Annotated in this window: 14 protein-coding genes; 6 read left to right on the top strand and 8 right to left on the bottom strand. The window is 39.5% G+C overall.

Features of this window, described 5'->3' with window-relative positions:
• Positions 1 to 99 precede the first annotated feature (99 nt).
• The 6 genes from acnB to ampD form a co-directional block, all read right to left on the bottom strand.
• The gene (acnB, locus tag ACNARN_RS08465) at positions 100 to 2,697 is read right to left on the bottom strand and encodes a bifunctional aconitate hydratase 2/2-methylisocitrate dehydratase (RefSeq protein WP_198620815.1); all 2,598 of its coding nucleotides are present in this window, start codon (positions 2,695 to 2,697) and stop codon (positions 100 to 102) included.
• 488 nt (positions 2,698 to 3,185) lie between these two features.
• Positions 3,186 to 4,613: a dihydrolipoyl dehydrogenase gene (lpdA, locus tag ACNARN_RS08460; protein WP_075670832.1), complete on the bottom strand. Its 1,428-nt coding sequence runs from the start codon at positions 4,611 to 4,613 to the stop codon at positions 3,186 to 3,188.
• Positions 4,614 to 4,813: 200 nt separating this feature from the next.
• On the bottom strand, positions 4,814 to 6,685 hold the full coding sequence (aceF, locus tag ACNARN_RS08455) for a pyruvate dehydrogenase complex dihydrolipoyllysine-residue acetyltransferase (RefSeq protein ID WP_198620816.1): 1,872 nt from the start codon (positions 6,683 to 6,685) through the stop codon (positions 4,814 to 4,816).
• Positions 6,686 to 6,697: 12 nt separating this feature from the next.
• Positions 6,698 to 9,364: a pyruvate dehydrogenase (acetyl-transferring), homodimeric type gene (aceE, locus tag ACNARN_RS08450; RefSeq protein ID WP_109371108.1), complete on the bottom strand. Its 2,667-nt coding sequence runs from the start codon at positions 9,362 to 9,364 to the stop codon at positions 6,698 to 6,700.
• A 163-nt stretch (positions 9,365 to 9,527) separates the two neighbouring features.
• Positions 9,528 to 10,298 (bottom strand): pyruvate dehydrogenase complex transcriptional repressor PdhR, encoded by a 771-nt coding sequence (gene pdhR, locus ACNARN_RS08445; protein ID WP_109371481.1) that lies wholly within the window; start codon positions 10,296 to 10,298, stop codon positions 9,528 to 9,530.
• 325 nt (positions 10,299 to 10,623) lie between these two features.
• Positions 10,624 to 11,166 carry a 1,6-anhydro-N-acetylmuramyl-L-alanine amidase AmpD gene (ampD, locus tag ACNARN_RS08440; protein ID WP_198620817.1) on the bottom strand — a complete coding sequence of 181 codons (543 nt, stop codon included), beginning with the start codon at positions 11,164 to 11,166 and terminating at the stop codon, positions 10,624 to 10,626.
• A 211-nt stretch (positions 11,167 to 11,377) separates the two neighbouring features.
• On the opposite strand from ampD, the gene ppdD reads away from it, so the two are divergent.
• The 6 genes from ppdD (at position 11,378) to yacG (ending at position 16,088) form a co-directional block, all read left to right on the top strand.
• Complete coding sequence (ppdD, locus tag ACNARN_RS08435) at positions 11,378 to 11,821, top strand: prepilin peptidase-dependent pilin (protein ID WP_416303749.1); 444 nt, start codon at positions 11,378 to 11,380, stop codon at positions 11,819 to 11,821.
• A gap of 100 nt (positions 11,822 to 11,921) precedes the next feature.
• Entirely contained in the window at positions 11,922 to 13,022 is a 1,101-nt protein-coding gene (locus tag ACNARN_RS08430) for an ATPase, T2SS/T4P/T4SS family (protein ID WP_198620819.1), read from the top strand.
• Positions 13,019 to 14,218, top strand: coding sequence for a type II secretion system F family protein (locus tag ACNARN_RS08425; RefSeq protein WP_416304340.1), 1,200 nt, complete (start codon positions 13,019 to 13,021; stop codon positions 14,216 to 14,218). Before ACNARN_RS08430 ends, ACNARN_RS08425 begins: the two co-directional genes overlap by 4 nt.
• Positions 14,219 to 14,452: 234 nt before the next feature.
• Complete coding sequence (gene coaE / locus ACNARN_RS08420; RefSeq protein ID WP_109371118.1) at positions 14,453 to 15,076, top strand: dephospho-CoA kinase; 624 nt, start codon at positions 14,453 to 14,455, stop codon at positions 15,074 to 15,076.
• On the top strand, positions 15,069 to 15,821 hold the full coding sequence (gene zapD, locus ACNARN_RS08415) for a cell division protein ZapD (protein ID WP_196533392.1): 753 nt from the start codon (positions 15,069 to 15,071) through the stop codon (positions 15,819 to 15,821). The genes coaE and zapD overlap by 8 nt, the downstream gene beginning before the upstream one ends.
• Before the next feature lie 54 nt (positions 15,822 to 15,875).
• On the top strand, positions 15,876 to 16,088 hold the full coding sequence (gene yacG / locus ACNARN_RS08410) for a DNA gyrase inhibitor YacG (protein WP_088494938.1): 213 nt from the start codon (positions 15,876 to 15,878) through the stop codon (positions 16,086 to 16,088).
• An 86-nt stretch (positions 16,089 to 16,174) separates the two neighbouring features.
• Here the strand turns inward: yacG and mutT are convergent, their stop codons facing one another.
• Both mutT and ACNARN_RS08400 read right to left on the bottom strand, forming a co-directional pair.
• On the bottom strand, positions 16,175 to 16,567 hold the full coding sequence (gene mutT, locus ACNARN_RS08405) for an 8-oxo-dGTP diphosphatase MutT (protein ID WP_416304339.1): 393 nt from the start codon (positions 16,565 to 16,567) through the stop codon (positions 16,175 to 16,177).
• Between the two features lie 106 nt (positions 16,568 to 16,673).
• Positions 16,674 to 17,924: an aromatic amino acid transporter gene (locus ACNARN_RS08400; RefSeq protein WP_196533390.1), complete on the bottom strand. Its 1,251-nt coding sequence runs from the start codon at positions 17,922 to 17,924 to the stop codon at positions 16,674 to 16,676.
• Between the last annotated feature and the right edge of the window lie 22 nt (positions 17,925 to 17,946).

Below are 17,946 nucleotides of genomic sequence, written 5' to 3'. Positions count from 1 at the left end.
AAAAATATCTTATTCTTATTATGACAAAAATAACAAAAAACGGGAGGCATTTGCCTCCCGTTTGTTCATATAAAATACTTTAAAGCAATAAATTAATCATTATACCGTTGTTTGGAAAATAACTTGGTCTGCTTTATCTGTATATTGCTCTAGTTGGTCAAAGTTTAAATAGCGATAAGTATCTTCTGCGGTTTCATCCACTTTACTCATAAAGTCCAGATACTCTTGTGGCTCAGGTAAACGACCTAATAATGACGCAACTGCGGCAAGCTCCGCAGAAGCAAGATACACATTCGCACCTGTACCTAAACGATTAGGGAAGTTACGTGTCGATGTTGAAACCACTGTTGCACCATCAGCAACGCGTGCTTGGTTACCCATACACAATGAACAACCCGGCACTTCGATACGCGCACCACTCTTACCAAAGACGCTGTAATAGCCTTCTTCCGTTAATTGTGCCGCATCCATTTTTGTTGGTGGTGCAACCCATAAACGTGTTGGTAATTGACCTTTATGCTGATCAAGCAGTTTACCCGCGGCACGGAAGTGACCAATATTGGTCATACAAGAACCAATAAACACTTCATCAATTTTGCTGTTTGCCACTTCTGAGAGCAGACGTGCATCATCAGGATCATTCGGCGCACATAAAATTGGCTCTTTGATCTCATTTAAATCGATTTCGATAACAGCCGCATATTCTGCATCTGCATCAGCTTCAAGTAATTGAGGATCTTTCAGCCAGTTTTCCATTGATGTAATACGACGTTCGATAGTACGGCGGTCGCCATAACCTTCAGCAATCATCCATTTCAGTAAGATGATATTAGATTGCAGATATTCAATGATAGGCGCTTTATCCAGTTTAATCGTACAACCTGCTGCTGAGCGCTCTGCTGATGCGTCAGCAAGCTCAAATGCCTGTTCTACTTTAAGCTCTGGTAAGCCTTCAATCTCAAGAATACGACCAGAGAAAATATTTTTCTTACCTTTTTTCTCAACTGTCAGTAAACCGTCTTGGATCGCGTAATAAGGAATAGCATGAACTAAATCACGCAGTGTCACACCCGGTTGCATTTCACCTTTAAAACGTACCAGAACAGATTCTGGCATATCTAATGGCATTACTCCTGTTGCCGCAGCAAAAGCCACTAAGCCTGAACCTGCTGGGAATGAGATACCAATAGGAAAACGAGTATGTGAGTCACCGCCTGTACCAACAGTATCAGGCAGTAACATGCGGTTTAACCATGAGTGGATAATACCGTCACCAGGACGCAGTGAAACTCCGCCACGGTTCATAATAAAATCAGGTAAGGTGTGATGTGTTGTAACATCTACTGGTTTTGGATAGGCCGCGGTATGACAGAATGATTGCATCACTAAATCAGCAGAGAAACCAAGACACGCCAAGTCTTTTAGCTCATCACGGGTCATTGGACCTGTGGTATCTTGTGAACCCACAGAGGTCATTTTTGGTTCGCAATATTCGCCAGGGCGAATACCTGTACGACCACAAGCACGACCAACCATTTTCTGTGCTAAAGAGAATCCACGGTTGCTTTCTTCAACAGGTTTAGCATGACGGAACAATGTGCTAACCGGTAAACCTAGCGATTCACGCGCTTTTGACGTTAATCCACGACCAATGATCAATGGAATACGACCACCAGCACGCACTTCATCAATTAATACTTCTGTTTTCAGCTCAAAGGTTTCCAGTAACTCATTTGTTTCATGGTTACGAATTTCACCTTTGTATGGGTAAATATCAATAACATCACCCATATTTAATTTAGAAACATCGACTTCGATTGGGAGTGCTCCCGCATCTTCCATAGTATTAAAGAAGATAGGCGCGATTTTGCCGCCAAGAACAACACCACCACCTCGTTTATTAGGAACGAACGGAATGTCGTCTCCCATAAACCAGAGTACAGAGTTAGTTGCTGATTTACGTGATGAGCCAGTCCCAACAACATCACCAACATAAGCCAGTGGGAAGCCTTTCTTATTTAATGCTTCGATTTGTTTAATTGGGCCTACGCTACCCGGCTGGTCAGGCTCAATGCCTTCGCGCGCATTTTTCAGCATTGCTAAAGCATGTAATGGGATATCAGGGCGGGACCAAGCATCAGGTGCTGGAGATAAGTCATCGGTATTAGTTTCACCAGTGACTTTAAATACGGTAACAGTAATTTTTTCCGCTAGTGCAGGGCGCTCAGTAAACCACTGTGCATCAGCCCAAGATTGCATAATTTGCTTAGCATAAACGTTGCCTGCTTTCGCTTTTTCCTCAACATCATAGAAGTTATCAAACATCAGTAATGTGTGAGAAAGCGCTTTGGCTGCAATTGGTGCTAACTTATCATTTTCCAGAGACTCAATTAATGCATGGATATTATAGCCACCTTGCATGGTGCCTAATAATTCAACAGCTTTTTCTGGTGTGATAAGAGGTGATGTGGTTTCGCCTTTCGCGAGGGCAGTTAAAAAGCCCGCCTTAACATAGGCAGCTTCATCAACTCCGGGTGGAACGCGGTTAACAATTAAATCAAGAAGAAATTCTTCTTCACCTTTAGGGGGATTTTTTAATAGCTCAACAAGTGCGGCTGTTTGTGTGGCATCGAGAGGTTTTGGAACGACACCTTCAGCTGCACGCTCTGCTACGTGCTTACGGTATTCTTCTAGCACGACTGTCTCCTCGCTTCTTTGTCATTTTGTATAACCCGGCTGTCTGCACCCTGTCTGTTGAAGGATGCCAGGTCAGAGGATCTTTTGCTCGCATAAAACATAAGAGGTTGTAAAATTATGCCCAGCTAAGGGCTATCAGCATAGCAAATCTTCAACACGATGTTAATTCGTTCACATAAAAGTAACATTAATCAGATTCAAATATCCACTTATTCAGATTAAAACACTTAAACAAAATATATAACAGAGACTTTTAACCAAGATTTGGGTTAATAACCACACTTTTTATAGTTTTTTTAATACCCAAATTAGCACTAAAGTGAAATTAACGGTTAAATAAACGACTAATGCACATAATAATCGATATGAGTCTTCACAAAACAGTCATATTCTAAATAGAAACCATAAAAAAAGAGCCAAGTTCTATAAAGAACTTAGCCCTTATCATTTAAACAACTTTAGTAAACTGTTTTCAGTAAACGAGTCGCTTATTTTTTCTTTTTCGCTTTTGGATTTGGCAGGTCAGTGATGCTACCTTCAAATACTTCCGCAGCCATACCAATTGATTCGTATAACGTTGGGTGAGCATGGATAGTTAATGCGATATCTTCAGCATCACAACCCATTTCAATTGCCAGACCGATTTCACCTAACAGTTCACCACCGTTAGAACCAACAATTGCACCACCGATAACACGGTTAGTTTCTTTGTCGAAAATCAGTTTAGTCATACCATCAGCACAATCTGATGCGATTGCACGGCCTGATGCCGCCCAAGGGAAAGAAGCCACTTCATAGCTAACACCTTTCTCTTTCGCTTCTTTTTCAGTCATACCAACCCATGCAACTTCTGGTTCAGTATAAGCGATTGATGGAATAACTTTAGGATCGAAGTAATGTTTCTTACCAGAGATAACTTCTGCTGCAACGTGACCTTCATGGACACCTTTGTGAGCCAGCATTGGTTGACCAACGATGTCACCGATAGCAAAGATGTGAGGTACGTTAGTACGCATTTGTTTATCAACATGGATAAAGCCACGATCATCAACTTCGATACCTGCTTTACCCGCGTCTAACAGTTTACCGTTAGGTACACGACCGATAGCAACTAATACTGCATCGTAACGTTGTGGTTCTGCTGGGGCTTTTTTGCCTTCCATTGTTACGTAGATGCCATCTTCTTTTGCTTCAACCGCAGTTACTTTGGTTTCTAGCATCAGGTTAAATTTCTTGCTGATACGTTTGGTAAATACTTTAACCACGTCTTTATCAGCAGCAGGAATAACCTGATCAAACATTTCAACTACGTCAATCTGAGAACCCAGAGAGTGATAAACCGTTCCCATTTCCAGACCGATGATACCACCACCCATAACCAGTAAACGCTCTGGTACGGTTTTCAGTTGCAGTGCATCTGTTGAGTCCCATACACGAGGATCTTCATGTGGAATGAATGGTAATTCGATTGGACGTGAGCCGGCAGCAACGATTGCATTGTCAAAAGTGATGGTAGTTGTACCTTCAGCACCTTCAACAGACAATGTGTGAGAACCAGTGAATCGTGCTTCGCCATTAACGACAGTAACTTTACGGCCTTTAGCCATGCCCGCTAAGCCACCCGTTAACTGAGAGATAACTTTATCTTTCCAGATGCGAATTTTGTCGATATCTGTTTTTGGTGCGTCAAATACAACACCGTGTTCAGACAATGCTTTCGCTTCTTCGATAACTTTAGCAACGTGGAGTAACGCTTTAGAAGGGATACAACCCACGTTCAGACAAACACCACCTAAAGTAGAGTGACGTTCAACTAAAACTGTTTCTAAACCTAAGTCAGCGCAACGGAACGCCGCGGAATAACCCGCAGGGCCTGCACCGAGAACCACTACCTGTGCTTTAATTTCAGTACTCATCGTGACCTCATTATTTATTTGTCCGGCGAGTCAGACGATAATCCATATTTAACACCGAGACTTACATACCGCATGCAGTTTACAGAAATGTTAATAAACTGAAAAGCGCTCTAACATGACGGATCTCACAACCTAAGATGTATGACTGTAAAACCCATCACTGTAATCAGAGAAACCGGCGCTAAGCACCGGTTTTAAAATTACATTACCAAACGACGTAAATCACTCATGTACTGATTAATCAGAGTGATGAATCGAGCACCATCAGCACCATCGATCACACGGTGATCGAAAGATAGTGACATTGGTAAAATCAAGCGTGGTACGAATTCTTTACCATTCCATACAGGTTTCATAGAAGAACGGGAAAGTCCCATAATCGCAACTTCTGGTGCGTTAACGATTGGTGCAAAACCGGTAGTACCGATACCACCAAGGCTAGAAATAGTGAAACATCCGCCTTGCATATCTGCTGCTGTCAGTTTACCTGCACGCGCTTTCTTAGAAACTTCAGCTAACTCATAAGACAGTTCGATAATGCCTTTTTTGTTAACATCTTTGAAAACAGGAACAACAAGACCGTTAGGTGTATCTACTGCGATACCGATATTGATGTATTTTTTCAGGATCAGTTTCTGTCCATCTTCAGAGATAGAGCTGTTAAAACGAGGCATATCTGCCAGCGCTTTCGCTGCTGCTTTCATTACGAAGACTAATGGCGTGATCTTAACATCCAGTTTTTTCTTCTCTGCTTCTTTATTTTGCTGCTTACGGAATTCTTCAACCTCAGTAATATCTGCTTCATCAAACAGATTTACGTGAGGGATCATCACCCAGTTACGGCTTAAGTTAGCACCAGAGATCTTCTGGATACGGCTTAATTCAACTTCTTCAATTTCACCAAACTTGCTGAAGTCAACTTTCGGCCAAGGTAACATGCCAGGTAATCCGCCACCTGCATTAGCTGGCGCTGATTCAGCACGTTTAATTAATTCTTTCACGTAAGACTGAACGTCTTCACGTAAGATACGACCTTTACGACCAGTACCTTTTACTTTCGCTAAATTCACACCGAATTCGCGCGCTAAGCGACGAATAACTGGTGTTGCATGAACATAAGCATCATTTTCAACAAACTCTTCTTTCGCAGCTGGCGCAGTCGCTTGTGCTTTAGCTGGTGCTGCTGGTGCAGAACTTGCTGGCGCTGGCGCGGTTGCTGCTGGTGCTTGAGCGACAGGCGCTGCACCGGCAACTTCGAAAGTCATGATCAGTGAGCCAGTTTTCACTTTGTCACCCACTGCAATTTTGATCTCTTTAACCACACCTGCAAATGGTGCTGGCACTTCCATTGAAGCTTTGTCACCTTCAACTGTGATCAGAGATTGTTCTTCAGAGATGGAATCACCTACTTTCACCATCACTTCAGTAACTTCAACTTCATCACCGCCGATATCTGGAACATTCACTTCTTTCACAGCAGATGCTGCTGGTGCAGATGCCGTTGGAGCTTGTACTGGTGCTGCTTGAGCAACAGGTGCGCTACCTGCAACTTCAAATACCATGATAAGAGAGCCTGTGCTCACTTTATCACCTGTTGCAATTTTAATTTCTTTCACTACGCCAGCAAATGGTGCTGGTACTTCCATTGAAGCTTTGTCGCCTTCAACAGTAATCAGTGATTGTTCTTCAGCAACGCTATCGCCCACTTTTACCATCACTTCAGTGACTTCAACTTCGTCACCACCGATATCTGGAACGTGAACTTCTTTCAGCGCAGCTGTTGCAGGTGCTGCGGCTGGTGCTGGTGCAGTTGCTTGAGCTGGTGCTGCTTGCGCGGCACCTTCTGCTTCAAAAATCATGATAAGAGAACCCGTTTGGACTTTATCGCCTACGGCAATTTTGATCTCTTTAACAATACCCGCTTGTGGTGATGGGACTTCCATAGACGCTTTATCGCCTTCTACGGTGATTAAGGATTGTTCTTCCTCAATACGGTCACCCACTTTCACCATCACTTCGGTGACTTCAACTTCATCAGCACCGATATCTGGGACTTTAATTTCAATAGACATTCACTTTACCTCTTACGCCAGACGTGGGTTTACTTTTTCAGGGTTGATGTTGTATTTTTTGATTGCTTCTTCAACAACCTTCACATCAATCTCACCACGTTTAGCTAATTCACCTAATGCAGCAACAATCACATAAGAAGTATCAACTTCAAAGTGGTGACGCAGGTTTTCACGGCTATCAGAACGACCGAAACCATCAGTACCTAATACGCGGTAATCATCTGCTGGTACATAAGTACGAACTTGTTCAGCAAACAATTTCATGTAGTCAGTAGACGCAACAGCTGGTGCATCATTCATAATTTGAGCGATGTAAGGTACGCGTGGTGTTTCTGATGGGTGCAGCATGTTCCAACGTTCACAATCTTGACCATCACGAGCCAATTCAGTGAATGAAGTTACGCTATAAACATCAGAACCAATACCGTATTCAGCAGACAGGATTTCTGCGGCTTCACGAACGTGACGCAGGATAGAACCTGAACCCAGTAACTGAACTTTACCTTTCGCACCTTCGTGTGATTTCAGTTTGTAGATACCTTTACGGATACCTTCTTCAACACCGGCTGGCATTGCTGGCATATGGTAGTTTTCGTTCAGTGTAGTGATGTAGTAATAAACGTTTTCTTGTTTATCACCATACATACGCTCTAAACCGTCTTGCATGATAACAGCAACTTCATAAGCGAATGCTGGATCATAAGAGATACAGTTAGGGATAGTCAGCGATTGAATATGGCTATGACCATCTTCGTGCTGTAAGCCTTCACCGTTAAGTGTTGTACGACCTGAAGTACCACCTACTAAGAAACCACGTGCTTGTTGGTCGCCTGCTGCCCAGCATAAGTCGCCAATACGTTGGAAACCAAACATTGAGTAGTAGATATAGAATGGGATCATTGGCAGATTGTTAGTGCTGTAAGATGTTGCAGCCGCTAACCAAGATGCGCCAGCACCCAGTTCATTGATACCTTCTTGCAGAATCTGACCTTTAACGTCTTCTTTATAGTAAGCAACTTGCTCACGGTCTTGAGGCGTATATTGTTGGCCATTCGGGCTATAAATACCGATTTGACGGAACAGACCTTCCATACCGAAAGTACGTGCTTCGTCAGCAATAATTGGAACTAAACGATCTTTGATAGATTTGTTTTTCAACATCACGTTCAGAGCACGAACGAATGCGATAGTTGTTGAAATCTCTTTAGATTGTTCTTCCAGTAATTGGCTGAAATCTTCCAGTGTTGGGATATCCAGTTTTTCTTCAAAACGTGGACGACGAGCTGGTAAGTAACCGCCTAAATCCTGACGACGTGCGTGCAGGTATTTGTACTCTTCTGACTCTTTGTCAAAAGTAATATAAGGCAGGTCTTTGATTTGCTCATCAGCAACAGGAATATTGAAACGATCACGGAAATGATGAACGCCATCCATGTTCATTTTCTTAACTTGGTGAGCGATGTTTTTACCTTCTGCCGTTTCACCCATACCATAACCTTTGATGGTTTGAGCTAAAATAACAGTTGGTTTACCTTGAGTCTCTTTTGCTTTTTGGAATGCAGCAAAGACTTTCTTCGGATCGTGACCACCGCGGTTTAATGCCCAAATCTCGTCATCAGTCATGTCTTTAACTAATGCAGCAGTTTCTGGGTAGCGATTGAAGAAGTGTTCACGAACGTAAGCACCGTCACGAGATTTAAACGTTTGGTAGTCACCATCCAGTGTTTCGTTCATTAATTGAACGAGTTTACCAGAAGTGTCTTTACGCAGCAGTTCGTCCCAACGGTCGCCCCACATCACTTTGATAACGTTCCAGCCAGCACCTGCGAAGATACCTTCTAGTTCGTTAACAATTTTACCGTTACCTGTCACTGGGCCATCAAGGCGCTGTAAGTTACAGTTAACAACGAAGCACAGGTTATCTAATTTTTCGCGAACAGCGATAGTGATAGCACCTTTAGATTCTGGTTCGTCCATTTCACCATCACCTAAGAACGCATACACAGTTTGTGCAGTGGTGTTCTTCAAGCCACGATGATTTAAATATTTCAGGAACTTAGCCTGATAAATTGCAGATAGTGGTCCCAGACCCATAGAAACTGTTGGGAACTGCCAGAATTCAGGCATTAATTTAGGGTGCGGATAAGAAGATAAACCTTTACCACCAATTTCTTGACGGAAGTTGTTTAATTGATCTTCTGTTAAACGACCTTCTAAGAATGCACGTGCATAGATACCTGGGGAGATATGACCTTGGAAGTAAACCAAGTCGCCGCCATCAGTTTCATTTTGCGCACGGAAGAAATGGTTAAAGCACACTTCATATAAAGTTGCAGAAGATTGGAATGACGCCATGTGTCCGCCGAGTTCCAAATCTTTTTTGGATGCACGCAGAACCATCATTACTGCGTTCCAGCGAATAGCAGAACGAATACGACGCTCTAATTCCAGATTGCCAGGGTAAGCGGGTTCATCTTCAGCAGGAATGGTATTGATATAATCACTGTGTACAGAACCGCCTAAAGCGATATTAAGACCACCATTACGGGCTTGTTTTAATACCTGATCAATCAGGAACTGTGCACGTTCAACACCTTCTTCACGGATGACCGAGTCGATCGCTTGTAACCAGTCGCGAGTTTCGATCGGATCCACGTCATTTTTCAGCATATCTGACATGGTGTATTCCTTATCTGTTATCTGTTTTTAATGGTTATGGGAGCCTATCTTCCCGTTCTACCCATCTGATATGACGGGAAGATAGGCCCTGCTGTTATTACCGCTTCCCCTGAAAATCACAGGGCGATAGATAGTACAGACTCAGCGGTCAGGATCTGTGCTACTAAAATAAATCCGGATGTTGTTGTAGCCGGCGCAAAGAGCGCTCACGGCGAGTATGTTCACGACTCATATCCAACAAAACATCTTCAATAAAGGCCAAATGGCGATGTGATGCTTCACGCGCAGCTTCTGGCTCTCTATTAATAATAGCCTGATAAATCTGACTACGATGCTCACTTACTGCTGTTAACATCTCTTTACGAGTGTAAAGAAACTCAAAATTCTGGCGGATATTTTGCTCAAGCATTGGCACCATGCATCGTAATAGATGTAATAAAACGACATTATGAGCAGCTTCCGTGACAATTAATTGGTATTGCAATACAGCTTCAGACTCAGCGATTAAATCACCCTCTTCATGGGCTTTCAAAATGCAATCATGGCTAGCTTTGATACGTTCAAGATCTTCATCAGTACCACGTAATGCAGCGTAATATGCAGCAATACCTTCAAGTGCATGACGAGTTTCTAAAAGATCAAATTGAGATTCGGGGTGTCCGCTAAGCAGTTGAGCTAAAGGATCACTAAAACTTTGCCAGAGATTATGCTGAACAAAAGTACCACCGCCTTGGCGACGGAGTAAAAACCCTTTAGCTTCTAATTTTTGGATTGCTTCACGCAATGAAGGGCGAGATACATCAAATTGTTTTGCCAGTTCACGCTCAGGTAAGAGTTTCTCTCCCGGGCGCAGAGTACCTTCTAAAATCAGATGTTCAAGCTGTTGCTCAATAACATCAGAAAGCTTAGGTTGGCGGATTTTTGTATAAGCCATATTGCTGGAAGCCATTATTGGATAACTATTACCTTAGTGATTGAGTTGTCAATTGGTAATACCAATTTAATATAACGGATAATAAAGTAACAAAGTATTCACTAACTGTCCATACAGTTGTTGAGCGAAATCATAAAAACCTGCAAATTTTAACAAATTATTTTAAAAATTCATCAAAATTGATAACTAGATCGCATTACACAGAAACGCTAAAAATAAATTTTTTAACGTTTTTTAAACACATAAACAATCAAACTGAAGCGTGACAGCAATGTTATTTTGAATTTAAATTCATAATTTATAATTTTAAATTCGATTTAGGTGGTTATTTTGTTAACAAACTGCGGTAATAAGCCCAATCAAAGTGAGGTCCTGGATCAGTTTTTCTATTTGGTGCAACATCACTATGCCCAGTAATGTTTTCTTCAATAGCAGGATAAAGAGCAATAAGCGATTGAGTTATCTTCACTAATTGTTGATATTGTTGCTGGGTAAAATCGCATTCATCAGTACCTTCAAGCTCAATACCAATAGAGAAATCATTACATTTTTCTCTGCCTTTATATAAAGAAACACCAGCATGCCACGCTCTCTCAGTAAAAGGCACATATTGCACAATTTCTCCATCACGACGAATAAGGCAATGAGCCGATACTCTTAAGCTAACAATCTCACTAAAAAAAGGATGGTCTTGCTCTGATAATGTATTGGTGAAAAGCTGGTCAATATAAGGTCCACCAAATTGGCCAGGAGGCAAACTGATATTATGAACGATTAATAAAGAAGGCTGCTCACCTTCGGGTCTCTTATCATGATTAGGTGAAGGAACTTGTCTAGCATCGATTAGCCAACCTTGTTTAATTTCCACATCAACCCTCTTTTATTTTGTTTTAGCCATTATCAATAATGTTATTAACGCATACTCATCAATAAATGCGAACTTTCCCTCAATAATAAAGGCTAAATATGTATATCTCCTTTTTCTTTTCGATATTTTACTCAAACTTTATTTTATCTATTCGCCAATAAAGTCCTTTTTTTTCATACTTCTAGTGTCTATTACTCAAGGAGGACGCTAGATGAATGTACTTAATTATCACTCTAATGAAAATGGTTTTACCCTTATGGAGCTTATGATTGTAATTGCTATCATCTCGATTTTAAGCTCTGTTGCTATTCCGGCTTATCAAGGTTATATCCAAAAAGCCGCATTAACCGATGTATTGCAAACACTGTCTCCCTATCGTTCTGCAATAGAATTATGTCGCTATGAAAACGAGCCTCAACACTGTAATTCTGATTCAACCTTTATACCGCAACAATTCCGTAGTCGATATTTGTCCGATATTAATGTGTTAAACGGTGTGATTAGTGCAACCGGAAAATCACAGCTTGATGGCCTGACGATCACAATGTCACCAGAGAAAGGAATTAACGACCTTATTCCGATATGGAAAACACAATGTTCAGCAGCAAATCTTACGTTGCAAAAACAGTGTAGTGAGATTTTAAAATCATATTAGTGCTTTAGATATAAAGGAGCACTCATATTGAGTGTTCCTATTACGCACATTAAACATTGAAGACAACACAGATAAATCAAAAAGTATAAAGAGGTGAAGAATGGATATCACACACTCTGCAACAGAATTTATTGAGCATCTATTACGTGAAAGTATTTTAAAACGCGTCTCTGATTTACATATAGAGCCTCAACAAACCAGTGTAAGAATTCGAGCCAGAATAGATAATCACTTATATCTATTATCATCTCCTCCAGATGAATTCTCTGAAGGAATAGTCACTCGATTAAAGGTACTTGCTAACTTAAATATTGCAGAAAAGCGGTTACCTCAAGATGGGCAATTTAGTTGGTCTTATAATGAAAAAAACTATTCTATACGAATAGCGACACTCCCCACGCTGTATGGTGAAAAAGTTGTTTTACGACTTATAAATAATTTACAACAACCAGAATTAAATCATCTAGGTTTTCAACCCTCGCATTTAACGCTATTAAAGAAATATTTAAATTTACCGCAAGGAATGATTTTAGTCACAGGGCCAACGGGAAGCGGGAAAACACTCACTTTGTATAGTTGTTTACACTATTTAAATAAAGAGAACCTAAATATAAATAGTGTTGAAGATCCGATTGAATTACCTCTAAAAGGTATTAATCAAATTCAAATTTCTGAAAAATCAGGGATCTCATTTACGACAATATTACGAGCATTACTACGCCAAGATCCTGACATTATAATGGTAGGTGAGATACGTGACCAATCGACTGCTGAAATGGCAATAAAATCAGCGCAAACAGGGCACCTTGTATTATCAACCTTACATACTAATTCGGCTTCATCCACATTAATGCGTCTATATAACTTAGGGATTGAAAAAGATCTTATTCATTCCTGTGTTAGTTTAATTATTTCACAACGATTAGTTCGTTGTTTGTGCCCTCACTGTAAAATATGCTTATCCAATAAACAGCATATTAGTATAAATAAAGAAGAGGTCGAATTACCAAATTGGCAAGCTGTTGGTTGCCAGCAATGCTGTTCAGGCTATAGCGGAAGAACGGCTATCTATGAATGCTTTGAACCATCAAAACAAACACACTCATCCCTTTATCATCTACTCTATTCAGGTTTTTCATTAATTAAACAAGGCATAACAACACTTGAGGAGGTTTATCAAACGCTAGGAGATATTGAATGAGATTACAGCTAATTTATCGCTATGATGCATTAAATTATCAAGGAGAATGGTGCACTGGAAAAATACTTGCCTCCTCTAATAACGAAGCATTTATTAACTTAACTCAACAACAAAAAGTTCCCATAAAAATCCGTTTATATAAAATCGTTTTATTTCAAGATGCTGATAAACAATATCGAATTCAATTATTCGAACAATTAGCTTTATTACTTCGTTCTGGTTTAGCACTTCTTCCTGCATTAACACTATTAAAAAATGAATGTCGTTACTCACATTGGCAATGTGTATTAGAAGATATTATTTTTAACTTAATGCAAGGAGGCTCACTTTCTAAACAATTAAATCGCTATCCACTTTATTTTCCAACCTCACTAAGTCGTTTTGTTTTTATTGGTGAAGAAAGTGGGAAGTTAGATGAAGTGATTACTCTGCAAATAATACAGTTAAAAAAACACCGAGAGATTGTAAAAAAAATCAAAAAAGCTTTTAAATATCCTATTTTTTTACTGACTGTATTAGTTTTTATTACCAGTATTATGTTGCTCTATGTTTTACCTGAATATCAATCTTTATACAGCGCTTTTAATACAGAACTTCCTCTTTTAACACTCGCCCTTATTGATTTTTCACAATGGCTTACTGATTATATCTGCATGATAGTGTTTATCTTTATCGGGTTAATATTTATTTATCGTTTGATTCGTTACTCTTTATCACCCTTTTATTTTGCTGAACAAGCTCTCTTTCTTCATCTTCCCTATTTAGGTAAACTTTTAAAATATCAGCAGCTACATCTTATTTTTCAGATAATCAGTATTACACAACAAGCAGGATTACCTTTATTACAAAGCTTAAAAATAGGAACAGAACAACTTACACACCCTATTTATAAGCGAATCCTTTCTCAAATGAGTGATCACATTATGCAAGGTAAATCGTTGAGCTTATTTATGAAGAATGAGCCTCTTTTTACACCTATTTGTTATCAGTTTATTATTTGTGCAGAAAGCTCAGGGCAGTTGCTCTATTTTTGCCAGCAATTGAGTGATTGGTTTTATCATCAACTCGATGAGCAATTAAAGACAATTAGTGCTTGGTTAGAACCAATGCTGATGACGGTCATTGCATTGATTATTGGCACATTAATCATTGCTATGTATCTTCCTATATTACAGTTAGGTGATACTATACAATGAATCACAAGTTTTATGAGTAACATGCTGTTACTCTGTATTGCACTAACTTATTGATTGATGGTAATTCTATTACATATTATGAGGTAGGGTGTCAGGGTAGCAGAAAATCATCTATCATAATAACCGAATAAAACCCAAATATTGCAGTTATTATCTTGTGATAAAAACAAAATTAGGCTTTAGAATACTTGGACTAATAGTAAATTTTAATTCATTAAAAACAGATAAACACAAATGGCTTATACGGTTGCTCTTACAGGCGGAATAGGCAGTGGTAAAACTACCGTTGCTAATGCTTTTGCCTCATTAGGTGTACCTCTTGTTGATGCTGATATTATTGCTCGATTAGTGGTAGAGCCTAACTCCTTAGGACTAAATGCATTGCATCAGCATTTTGGTGGCTGCATTTTGCTACCCGATGGCTCGTTAAACCGAGCACAGCTGCGCCAGATTATTTTTGAAAATAATGAAGAAAAAACTTGGGTTAACAATCTTCTTCACCCATTGATACAGCAAGAGACTCAAAAACAGATACAGCAAATTACAGCGCCCTACTTTATTTGGGTTGTTCCATTATTAATTGAAAATAAATTAACGCATCTCGCCTCTCGCGTTCTTGTTGTTGATGTTACACAGGAAGAGCAAATAGAAAGAACCATGAAACGAGATGGCGTAAGTCGAGAGCAAGTTCTCAATATTTTAAAAGCTCAAGCTCAAAGACAGGAACGATTAGCCGTCGCTGATGATATTATTGAAAATCACGATAATAGCCAAAATATGATTGGAAAAGTTAAGCAACTCCATCAGCATTACTTAGAATTAGCTCAACAAGCGTTACAGGACAATTGCCATGAGTGATGACATCACAACAATCATCTTCGAACATCCCCTCAATGAAAAAATGCGTTCATGGCTTAGAATTGAAAACTCATTGATTCAGATTAACAGTTTTAGTGCAATTGATTCATTACCCACGGCACTCTCGTTTTTCCGTGCGATATCAGAATTTATTGAAGTGCTTGATCGTGGCGAAATCCGCGCTGAATTACTTAAAGAATTAGAAAAAAGACAAAAAAAATTACAGCAATGGCTTTCATTTCCTAATGTTGATAAAGCGATTGTCACTCAAATTATTGATGAATTAGCTGAAAATGCTGCCGTATTAAGTCAAGCACCTCGCATTGGTCAGCATTTAAAACAAGATAAAGTCATCAGTTTAGTTAAACAGCGCCTAAGTATTCCTGGCGGATGCTGTAACTTTGATGTGCCAGCATTACATTTGTGGTTAAGCTTACCTCAAGCAACCCGTGATGAAAGATTACAAAGCTGGTTGACGGGTTTATTGCCATTACAAAATGCATTAAATAGTTTGCTCATGCTTATTCGCCAATCAGATACATTTAAGCCCGCGCTCAGTCACCGTGGTTTTTATCAAGACAGCGCTGAAGAAGGTGAATTGCTACGTCTTAAGATAGCCATTGATCACCAAATCTATCCTCAAGTCTCTGGGCATAAAAATCGCTATGCGATCCGCTTTTTACCACTTGATAGTGAAAATGGAACAGTACCTCTAGAGCTACCTTTTGAGATTGCTTGTTGCTAACATTATGCTTATTGATATGAGCATAAATCGCACCAACGAAATCTAGGAGAGATAATGAGCGAAGAATTAATTGTAAAATGCCCAACCTGTCAAACAGAAGTTGTTTGGAATGAAAGCAGCCCTTATCGTCCTTTTTGTAGTAAACGTTGCCAACTTATTGATTTAGGCGAATGGGCGGATGAATCAAAACGCATTCCCAGCCAAAGTGATATTAATGACAGTGATGATTGGAGCGAGGCTCCGCAACAAGAGCCTAAAGACTTTTAATACTCTGATTAATAACATAAAAATAGCCACTCAATCGAGTGGCTATTTTATTTATAAACGCTTATTTAACACGATTCTACTTTTACTTACTTCTGCAATAACGCCACAATAGTGCGGTTAGCAGGCGGAAAATCATCAGCATTTAACGATCCAATAGATATCCACTTGAATTTTTGCCCCTCTTTACCATAGGGCTCATTATCCCATTGTGTGACTAAGAAAAAGGATAACGTAATGTGTCTATCTGGAAAATCATGCTCTACCGTTTCAAAAAGGGAGTATTGTGTTACATCAATACCGATTTCTTCTTGCAACTCACGGACTAGCGCCTGCTCTGGGGTTTCTTTATCTTCTAATTTTCCCCCCGGAAATTCCCAAAATCCCCCCATATGCGATTTTAGAGGACGTTGGGTGATAAAGACATTATTGTGTTGATCACAAATAATACCCGCTGCAATATGTAGCTTTTTTTTATCCATTATAGACAACCTATTGAATAGTCCAGTTATTATAACAACTTAACGTTATTATAACGTATATCCAATAGCGCTACTCTGGTTTTCTTTCCCTGATTATCTTCGTTGATTAGCGATATATAGGTAATAAACCGAACTGTGCTAATGTTTGGCAAATAATTCCCACTGCACCAAAAGCGATAACGGCATAAATTAATCCTTTGCCGCCCCACACTTTAAAGCCTGAGTTTGGGAATTTCTCGCGTGCTTTTAGCGCCATAACCGCAGGACAAATAATTGCCCATACACATGCCGCGGTTCCTGCATAAGCAATTGCAATTAAGAAACCATTAGGGAAAAGTAAACATAATAGTAAAGGCGGAGTGAAGCATAAAACGCCAGATTTTAAGCGCCCTGTTTTGTTATCTTCAAATTTTAGTGATGCCAAAATATAGTCGAATAAACCAATCGCAACCCCTAAAAATGAACAGAATACGGCACTAATAGAAAACCATAATAAAAAGCCTTCAATATATTTACTATTTAATACAGTGTATAACGAATCAATAAAGGCATCTAAGTTACCGCCCTTTTGGATAATAGTAATAAATTGCTCACGAGGTAAATTCCCCATAGTACCAATCATCCAGAGCAAATAAATCACCAGTGCTAACACACAACCAATAATACAGCTTTTCACGACCTTTCTTTCATTTTCATGATAAAGCTTATAAAGGCTACAAACATTACCATGATAACCAAAAGAGGTTATAGCATAAGGAATGATGATAAAAATAAAAGGATAAAGATATAATTGACTTTTGCCTTCAAAGGTAGCAGTAAATAATAAATCGCCTCTCGCTTTGAAGAATAAGCCCGAGAATGCTAATACGAATAGAACAATCTTAATAAATAAAAATATTGAGGTTAAACGGCTGGCACAAGCGCCTCCCCACCATATTGTTGCTCCAAGAACTATGGTAAATACAAAGAATATCACTCTAAGGTTTAGACTAAAGCCATATAATGATGAAGCTTCATAAATGATTGAACCCGCGGCAGAGATATAAGCATAAATTAATATATACAATACAAATATCAAGGAGGCATTCGCGAGATAACACGCCCATTTAGGTAATAACTCTTTCGATATATGAAAGTAGTTTGTTCCTGCGCCATATTTCGATATACATTCAAGAATATAAATTCCCGAATGAAACATAAAGAAACAGACAATAAATAATATAAAGAGTGAGTTAATAAACCAAGCACCAGACATTATTGTTGGTAGGCTAAACATTCCCGCACCGATCATGGCGCCGCCCAACACAAATCCCCCTACAATAATTGAGGGTTCTTTATTTACCGACTTATTTTCCATTTTTAGTCCTTACTGAAATAAG

It is taken from the genome of Proteus sp. TSJ240517, from assembly GCF_047921575.1.
GTDB lineage: Bacteria > Pseudomonadota > Gammaproteobacteria > Enterobacterales > Enterobacteriaceae > Proteus.
Note: the sequence above shows the minus strand (reverse complement) of the source record. Positions and strands in the feature narration are given on the sequence as shown.

Bases quoted from the DNA above. Each gene is read 5' to 3' on its own strand.
- lpdA (WP_075670832.1), bottom strand. From the start codon at position 4,613: ATGAGTACTGAAATTAAAGCACAGGTAGTGGTTCTCGGTGCAGGCCCT.
- aceF (WP_198620816.1), bottom strand. From the start codon at position 6,685: ATGTCTATTGAAATTAAAGTCCCAGATATCGGTGCTGATGAAGTTGAA.
- aceE (WP_109371108.1), bottom strand. From the start codon at position 9,364: ATGTCAGATATGCTGAAAAATGACGTGGATCCGATCGAAACTCGCGAC.
- pdhR (WP_109371481.1), bottom strand. From the start codon at position 10,298: ATGGCTTATACAAAAATCCGCCAACCTAAGCTTTCTGATGTTATTGAG.
- ppdD (WP_416303749.1), top strand. From the start codon at position 11,378: ATGAATGTACTTAATTATCACTCTAATGAAAATGGTTTTACCCTTATG.
- ACNARN_RS08430 (WP_198620819.1), top strand. From the start codon at position 11,922: ATGGATATCACACACTCTGCAACAGAATTTATTGAGCATCTATTACGT.
- ACNARN_RS08425 (WP_416304340.1), top strand. From the start codon at position 13,019: ATGAGATTACAGCTAATTTATCGCTATGATGCATTAAATTATCAAGGA.
- coaE (WP_109371118.1), top strand. From the start codon at position 14,453: ATGGCTTATACGGTTGCTCTTACAGGCGGAATAGGCAGTGGTAAAACT.
- zapD (WP_196533392.1), top strand. From the start codon at position 15,069: ATGAGTGATGACATCACAACAATCATCTTCGAACATCCCCTCAATGAA.
- yacG (WP_088494938.1), top strand. From the start codon at position 15,876: ATGAGCGAAGAATTAATTGTAAAATGCCCAACCTGTCAAACAGAAGTT.
- mutT (WP_416304339.1), bottom strand. From the start codon at position 16,567: ATGGATAAAAAAAAGCTACATATTGCAGCGGGTATTATTTGTGATCAA.
- ACNARN_RS08400 (WP_196533390.1), bottom strand. From the start codon at position 17,924: ATGGAAAATAAGTCGGTAAATAAAGAACCCTCAATTATTGTAGGGGGA.